Annotated in this window: 7 protein-coding genes and 1 pseudogene; 3 read left to right on the top strand and 5 right to left on the bottom strand. The window is 47.2% G+C overall.

All coding sequences use genetic code 11. From position 1 onward, the window contains the following. The first annotated feature begins 14 nt into the window (after positions 1-14). Positions 15-629 carry a TFIIB-type zinc ribbon-containing protein gene (locus tag OCV96_RS05560; protein ID WP_262593752.1) on the top strand — a complete coding sequence of 205 codons (615 nt, stop codon included), beginning with the start codon at positions 15-17 and terminating at the stop codon, positions 627-629. Positions 630-652: 23 nt separating this feature from the next. On the opposite strand, the gene OCV96_RS05565 is transcribed toward OCV96_RS05560, so the two are convergent. Then, positions 653-1,522 carry a LysR family transcriptional regulator gene (locus OCV96_RS05565; RefSeq protein WP_262593753.1) on the bottom strand — a complete coding sequence of 290 codons (870 nt, stop codon included), beginning with the start codon at positions 1,520-1,522 and terminating at the stop codon, positions 653-655. A 181-nt stretch (positions 1,523-1,703) separates the two neighbouring features. Here OCV96_RS05565 and OCV96_RS05570 point away from each other — a divergent pair. Next, positions 1,704-1,823 (top strand): annotated as a pseudogene (locus OCV96_RS05570) (hypothetical protein); the annotation flags it as partial. 45 nt (positions 1,824-1,868) lie between these two features. Here the strand turns inward: OCV96_RS05570 and OCV96_RS05575 are convergent. From OCV96_RS05575 to OCV96_RS05590, 4 genes are all read right to left on the bottom strand, one after another. Further along, a complete protein-coding gene (locus tag OCV96_RS05575) occupies positions 1,869-2,846 on the bottom strand; it encodes a hypothetical protein (protein ID WP_262593754.1) in 978 nt (325 codons plus the stop codon). A gap of 939 nt (positions 2,847-3,785) precedes the next feature. Continuing rightward, complete coding sequence (gene trhA, locus OCV96_RS05580; RefSeq protein ID WP_172594694.1) at positions 3,786-4,436, bottom strand: PAQR family membrane homeostasis protein TrhA; 651 nt, start codon at positions 4,434-4,436, stop codon at positions 3,786-3,788. A 212-nt stretch (positions 4,437-4,648) separates the two neighbouring features. After that, a complete protein-coding gene (locus tag OCV96_RS05585) occupies positions 4,649-6,376 on the bottom strand; it encodes a glycosyltransferase family 39 protein (protein WP_262593757.1) in 1,728 nt (575 codons plus the stop codon). Position 6,377: 1 nt separating this feature from the next. Next, the gene (locus OCV96_RS05590) at positions 6,378-6,644 is read right to left on the bottom strand and encodes a hypothetical protein (protein WP_022312526.1); all 267 of its coding nucleotides are present in this window, start codon (positions 6,642-6,644) and stop codon (positions 6,378-6,380) included. A gap of 366 nt (positions 6,645-7,010) precedes the next feature. On the opposite strand from OCV96_RS05590, the gene OCV96_RS05595 reads away from it, so the two are divergent. Continuing rightward, positions 7,011-7,685 (top strand): GTP pyrophosphokinase, encoded by a 675-nt coding sequence (locus OCV96_RS05595; RefSeq protein ID WP_022312527.1) that lies wholly within the window; start codon positions 7,011-7,013, stop codon positions 7,683-7,685. Positions 7,686-7,806: the final 121 nt, after the last annotated feature.

Below are 7,806 nucleotides of genomic sequence, written 5' to 3' on the forward strand. Positions count from 1 at the left end.
GGCGGGAAACTGACATGAAAATGAACATGGCTCAGAAAATTTTACTGATCATAGGAGGCGCATTTGCGGGGATCGGCGCAGTGCTGACAATGATATTCGGAAGCATCGGCATGGTGTTCCGGCCCATGAGGGCATTTCTGGCATTGCCGCTGTTTTTCCTGATACTGGGCATTTGTTTTATCGCAGCAGTATTATTCGGGCAGCATAAAAAGTCACTCATCGTAAAAAACGGAATCAGATATGCCGCCAAGATCTACGGTTACGTGGAGAATACGGCGTATATGGTAAACGGCAGATTCCCGGTGAATGTGATCGTGCATTATTTTGACAAGAATCAGATCGAGCGGGAGGCAGTGATTCCCACCGCGTTTGAAAAGGGCGCTTCGACCTATCCCATCGGTATGACCATGGATATCTACGAATATCAGGGAAAATACGGCTGGGATCCGGATTCCGTCCGGGATGAGATTCTGCCGGGAGAGCAGGAACTGATGGACGATAAGCCCGTGGATCCTTCCAAGCTTCGCATGACCGCCGTGCAGTGTCCGAACTGCGGTGCTTCCTATCAGGCGGCAGCAGGATATACCGGACGCTGCCCGTATTGCGGAAGCTATCATAATGTAGAATAGCAGAATAGTTGAGCTGGGGTGGATCAGTGGATCGTTTCCTGCAAATACCGCAGCATCGTCTGTGACACCACGGAGTTGGCGGTCTTGGAGAAAGCCAGTCCCAGCGTACGGTGACAACTGGGAGATAAGGGTCTGGAGACCACACCCCGTGCGAAAGCTTTTAATACCAGTTCCTGAGAGATGGTGACACCGAGACCGTTCCGGACGAAGGACATGATCAGGGTATCGTCCCGGAAGCTGTAAGAGATCTTTGGGCGGACAGGGCATTTGGTCAGCAGATGCTGGATGTCGTTGTCACAGCCGGGGGTCTCGATGATCAGAGGATATTCGAACAGTTCCGGCAGGGTGACGCTGTTTTTGGCAGCCAGCGGATGTCCATCGGGGAAAACAGCGCACAGCGGATCATTCAACAGTGGATAAAAGGTCAGATCATCCGCCACGATGGAGGATAAAAATCCACAATCCACCTGCCCGTGAATGATCCAGTCCCGGATCTCATCATAATTGCCGTCAAAAATTTCTACATCCACTTTCGGATAATTTTCCCGGAAAAAATGAACCACATCCGGCATCCACAGAGCGGTGATGCTGGAAAAACTACCGACCCGCAGTTTCCCCTCAATCTTATTGTTGATATTGAAGGCGGCCTGGCGCAGCTTGTCTTTCTGGTTGACCATTTCCTGAATGTAAGGGATGAGGCGGGCACCGTTGTCGGTGAGGCTGACACCCCGTTTAACCCGGGCAAAAAGCTGCACACCCAGTTCTTCCTCCAGTCCCGCCATCATCTGGCTGATGCCGGACTGGGTATAATTCAGTGCTTCCGCCGCCTTGGAGAAGCTTCCCGTTTCACATACTTTTAAAAATATCTCGTAACGGTCTTTTTGTTCTTTCATGATCTTCACCCCGTAAATTTATGAATTTCAAATTCATCGTTCACCAATTATGCGAGCAGATTGGCTTTCTTGCACTTATTGCATTACAAATACTTATGCATACAAGTAAAAACATTCGTTTTACTGATAGTATAGCATATGCTATCCTCATGTCACAAGTGTTTTAAGGAGCGTGAATCATATGGAAAAGAAAACAAGTAATTTTTCCGGGCAGATCGGTTTCGTGCTGGCGGCGGCCGGAAGCGCGGTGGGTGTGGGCAATCTGTGGAGATTCCCTTATCTGGCGGTCAAGGATGGCGGCTGTCGTGAGACAAGGATGTGATTCTTTCGGTAAGATTAGAGTATCCTACGATGCGGGGGCTCTGAAATCTGCATCCAGCTCAATACAGTTGGACTGCCTTTGTTCCAACAGGGGCAGTTTCTCCTGAGTTGCAGGTTGAGTTTGTTCTGGCAGGATCAGAATATCCTGAGTCACAGGTGCACCGAAATCCGTATCCAGCTCGATACAGTTGGACTGTCTTTCTTCTAACAAGGGCAACTTGTCTTGGGGAGCGAACTGCGTTTCTTCTGGCAAGGGCAGAATGTCTGGAGTCGTTGACTGCGTTTCTTCCGGCAAGATCAGAATGTCTGGAGTCGTTGATTGCGTTTCTTCCGGCAAGATCAGAATATCCTGCGTCACAGGAGCTTCGGAACTTGTATATTGAAGCTGGATGGTTTCGAGGATGCGGTTGAAATCTGTTTCCAGAGTGTACCAGTCTGTTAACGGAATAGTGGCTTCCAGCTGTAGGGTATTTCCCTGTAAAGGGACATCGGGATTGGATAATGTAATGTAAATCCAGTATTTTTGTTCTGTCTGGTAGATCTCGGTATTTTTCCAGCCGTTTAAGTTGCTGTCGGGCAGAGTGATCTCCTCGCTGGTGACGCCGGTGCCGCAGATTCCCGGGACGGGAGCATAGATAAGCGTAAAAGTATCCTCCGGGTATGCGATGTTCCAGAAGATGATAGCATCGGTCGTGGTGGTACCTGCGAAAGTTAAATTGCGGATCTCATAGTCCCAGGTCTCCGGAAGGGACAGGGAGAACTGCACCGGTCCCAGATCACAGATAGCTTCATTCCCCATGGATATCGCCAGATCGTCGGCAGGCCCGCTTTCCGGGCATTCTGTAGGAACGAGGCTTTCCGCGATGACCGGGGCGATTGGCCCGGTGGGGGCCGTGGAATTTTGCACTCCTACAGAATCCTCCAGGCCCCCGGTAGAACCACATCCTGCCAAGGAAAGCGTAAGAATCGTTGTCAGTGTTGATAGTAAAATAGCCTTCTTCATAAAGATACCCTCCCAAAATCGTGAAGTGTTATGGTGATCACATTATAATAAGACGAATATTGGGCGGGGAAGTTTCGGTAAATAGAAAGTTACGCGAGCAATGAGCCGCGCATAGGCATAGTGAAGACAGCGATGGGCGCTCGCGCATGATTCGCTGTCTTTACTTATGCCGAGATGTGGCGAACGCCGCGATATGAAATAAGATTGGCAGCGCTTTATGCTGACAATCTTATGAATAGCGTAGCTCATTGCGGAGGGTTTTATCTTCGGGACAAAGTAGAAGAAAAATGTAAATTACGCCCCGCTTGTCGGAAACTTCCGGGGCTCAGCAGAGAAAAAACATTGATTACGCCCCGCTTGTCGGAAACTTCCGGGGCTCAACAGAGAAAAAACACGAATTACGCCCCGCTTGTCGGAAACTTCCGGGGCTCAGCAGAGAAAAAACACGGATTACGCCCTGCTTGTCGGAAACTTCCGGGGCTCAACAGAGAAAAAACACGGATTACGCCCTGCTTGTCGGAAACTTCCGGGGCTCAACAGAGAAAAAACACGAATTACGCCCCGCTTGTCGGAAACTTCCGGGGCTCAGCAGAGAAAAAATGTAGATTACGCCCCACTTGTCGGAAACTTCCGGGGCTCAGCAGAGAAAAAACGTAAATTACAGGGCATTTCGTAACGTAGGCTATAATAAATGCCGCGATGCCCACCGCGGAAGGATGTTCCGTTTGCTGTGGACGTTCGTGGATTTGAAACTACCCTCCGCAATGCCCCGTGCCATTCATAAGATTGTCAGCAAAGAACGCTGCCAATCTTATGAATAGACGGCTGTCAAGTGCGTCCGATAAGGCGGGACGCACGGTATAAAAATAGAGTGAACCAGCCTCGCTTGTGCGCAAGCGCCCATCGAGGTGTTCCACTCTATTTTTGCATGGCTCGTAGCTATGCTACATATAAATACATAAAAATGAAATGACATACGCTTCCGCCCATGACGAAGAGGTGGAACACTTCGTGGGAGCCGAAGAACTTATGTTTCGCATTGAAGATCGGCAGCTTCAGGGCATAGATGACACCGCCCACGGTGTAGATGATGCCGCCGGCCAACAGCCAGAGAAAAGCGGGCGTGGACAGAGTTTTCAGCAGAGGCCCGAATACCAGGACACATACCCAGCCCATGGCAATGTAGATCACAGAGGAAAACCACTTGGGACAGGTGATCCAGCAGGCTTTTACGATCATGCCGACAGCGGCAATGCCCCAGACAAGAGCCAGCAGCGTATATCCCAGCTTACCGCCCAACACAATGAGACACACCGGCGTGTAAGAACCGGCGATCAATACAAAGATCATCATATGATCCAGCTTCCGGAAGACCCGGAGACTTTTACCGGTGAGGTCCACGGAATGATAAGTGGCGCTGGCACCGTATAACAGGATCATGCTGCCCATGAAAATGGCCATGGCCAGGAAATTCTCCTGCCCGGACTGTACACCGGCTTTCACTAACAGTGGCACAGCTGCGAACACTGCCATCATCATGGCAATGAAATGGGTAATGGCACTTCCCGGCTCTCTTATGGTAATCTGCATAATAACTCCTCCTTTTCCCGACAGCAGCTGCCGTCTGCAAATCGAATCTATTTAAGATCATTTTATCCGACAATAGTATTTACTATTCCAAATAACAACACATATTCTGAAATACTTTTATATGTAGTTTTCAAAACTACATCTGACAATGCAAATACTACTGCATAAAAAAGGAAAAGTCAATAGTCATTCAGATATTTGGGAGAAAAGTATCAATAAGGATTGGCAGGAAGTCTGTAGATCAACAGTCCTTCATCATCAACCAGTAACTCCGCATTCTCTACCAGACGGGCATTTACTTCCGGATTTGTTGCAATGTAGCCTTCAGAACCTTTATCCCATACAATATATTCAGGCACTTTGTCCGGATAGAGCGTCCAGTATTGGAATAAGCGCTCATCGATGGTCGGAGTGCTGATGGTGGAATAGTTGCAGATCACGTAATCCTCCTGAAGATACATAATGCTCTTATGGCTGGCAATCAGTACTTTGCTGCCCCGGGGAATGAATTCGTCTAACAGACGTCCTCGGATATTATACTCGTAGCCATCGGAATACCGGCCGTAGATTCCTGCCATGGGGCCCTCTTCCGCTTTCTGCCGTGTGACGAAAATGGTGTCGTGACCGTAAATATTATACAACAGAAATCCTTTGTGAATGACGGCAAGTCCCACAAACAGCAGGACAAAAGATTTCCAGAAAACGGGAGATTCCGATGTTTCCCGCTCTGCATAGCATAAAGAAACCAACATACCGATAGCCATATAATCGGCAGACTCGTAGAGCATTGTATTGCTGGCTGTAAAAGCGGCAAGGAGCAAAAACAGAGAAGTAATACTTCCAAACCAGAACAATGCCTTATAAACAGGGGCCAATTCGCCAGAAGACTTTTCACGGAGGAAATAACAATAAATGCCCCACAGCGGGAACAGAAGATAGACGAACCCGGGATACTCGATATGCTTTTGCAACCGATACCATACAAAAAGCTGTTCCAGAATCAGGGAAATAATCAACAACAGGAAGAAACGGTAGTTTTTCCGGCATATGAATCGGAAAAAACACCAGAATACCAAAGCAATCACCAGAGCGACCAGCAGATAAGGAAAGGTTTCGCCGAGGCAGGAAAGGTTATCTTTTAGTTTCCCAAGCAGTCCGACATCGTGGGAGCCGTCGGTCAGCATTTCTGACAAGCCATCCAGAAACTGCCGGAAAGACATATGACACAAAAAGTAGGCCAACCAACCCAGACCGCAGACACCACAGGTCCCGAGATAAATCAGAAGATTTTTCAGACGGTTTCCGGCAGCAGATAACAGCCAGATACCGATACATCCGGGAAGTACCACGAAAATACAGGTGGGATAAGAAAGCACAAGAAGGGAAGTGCTTACTCCGGCGGCAATCAGGAAAAAGGCAGGACGGCGTGCAGAGGTACCGCGATTCAGACTAAATTCCAGAAAGCTTAAGAAGACCAGAGTACTGAACCACAGAAGCATATTGGAAAAATCGGGAACGGTACTGTTCTTGGGAATGATATTGTAGTAAAAAACAGCAATGACAAAAGCAGTATTCTCAGTTACAAACTTACGGAAAGTCCGGTAGGTCAGAATACTGATGAGCAACTGTGTAACGACACCTACGATTCGCAGAAAGAGCACGGAGTATTTTAAGGTGTGAAACAACTGCATATACAGCCATAAAAAGGCAGCAGAAAAGAACGCGGAAGTCTGATGAGGCTCCCACATTTCCAGAAACATTCTGTCTCCCTGTACCAGACGGTAAGCCATAGATACGGCATACTGCTCGTCAATGTCGAATCCGAAGAAAATAATCTTGACGGTAGCAACTATAGATGCGGCAAGCAACAGATATTTCCACAGATTATGCAGCAATGCGGTTGCAAAATTTTTCTCTTGTGCGGAATAATTGCTGTTCATCTTAATCCTCCTCAATGATCTGGATCTCCAGATAGTCAAAATCGATGGACTCTACAAAACTGTCCTGGGTAAAACGGGTCTTGTTGTGACGTTTAAAGTCTGCAATATTCATATCCAGCCAGATGGGCGTACCGAGATCAAACTGATGGCAGACTTCGTCCAGAGAGTGAAAAACTTTATGGGTACGGGTATCGTCACTGCCGTCCTCGATGCAGGTGTCTTTCAGCATATGATTATTTTTAAAAATTTTGGCCCACATACGGAACATAGAAAATCTCCTTACGCAAAAAATCAGACATATTGGTCGTTAATAATAAATTATAATAGGAAGAGGTTTCCCCTGCAAGCAAAAAAAGTCACACAACCATCAGATCCATCTTATATTGTATATGGGATAGCTTTCGTCCGCCGAATCGGCACGTTTGCGAAAGCGTACTATAAAACTGCCCAATCAATCTTAAAAAATAATAAAGGTTTTGTTAAAATTATACATTTTTAAAAGGAGGTATGCTATAATTATCATAAATATCAACGTACGAATGCAGAATTTCCGTAACGAAAAAGCGTCTACGGAAGTAACAAATATGAAAAATGGTCGCAGAGCCTTCTGTGACAGAAGAGATTGAGAGGTAATATGGAGTTTAAGGTAGAAAACGGGGATGGAATCGACAGCTGGAAGGAGGTCACGCTGGTATACAGCGCCGCACTGCGTCAGATGGAGACAAAGATGCAGATTCTGAACGACGAGTTTCAGCATGTACACCAGTACAATCCCATCGAACACATCAAGGCACGGATCAAGACCCCGGAAAGCATTGTGAAAAAGCTCAAACGCTACGGGCAGGAATCCACCATAGATAACATGGTAAAATACATAAACGATATTGCTGGCATCCGCATCATCTGTTCCTTTACATCGGACATTTACCGCATTGCGGATATGATCCGGGATCAGAAGGATATTCAGGTGATCGCGGTGAAGGATTACATTACGTATCCCAAAGCCAGTGGCTATAAAAGCTATCATATGATCGTCAGTATTCCGGTCTATCTGTCGGACCGCACGGTGGATACGAAGGTGGAGATACAGATCCGGACGGTTGCCATGGACTTCTGGGCCAGCCTGGAGCATAAGATCCATTACAAATTCGAGGGCGATGCTCCGGAGAGCATTAAAAATGAACTGGTGGAGTGTGCGAGAATGGTGTCTGATCTGGATGCGAGGATGCTGTCTCTGAACGAAGAGATACTAGCCATCAGCCAAAAGAGAGAAGAGGAAAAACAATTAAATAGCGTAACATCCAAATAATCCAAAAGCTTCTGCCGGTGTAATACAAACGACAGAAGCATTTTTAATTCATAGGAAATTTCTTCCTATGAATTAAAAATGCTCCGCAGGGATCGCACTGCGGCGGTTATGAAATATGTCG

The sequence above is a fragment of the Waltera acetigignens genome (assembly GCF_025567015.1).
Classification (GTDB): domain Bacteria; phylum Bacillota; class Clostridia; order Lachnospirales; family Lachnospiraceae; genus Acetatifactor; species Acetatifactor acetigignens.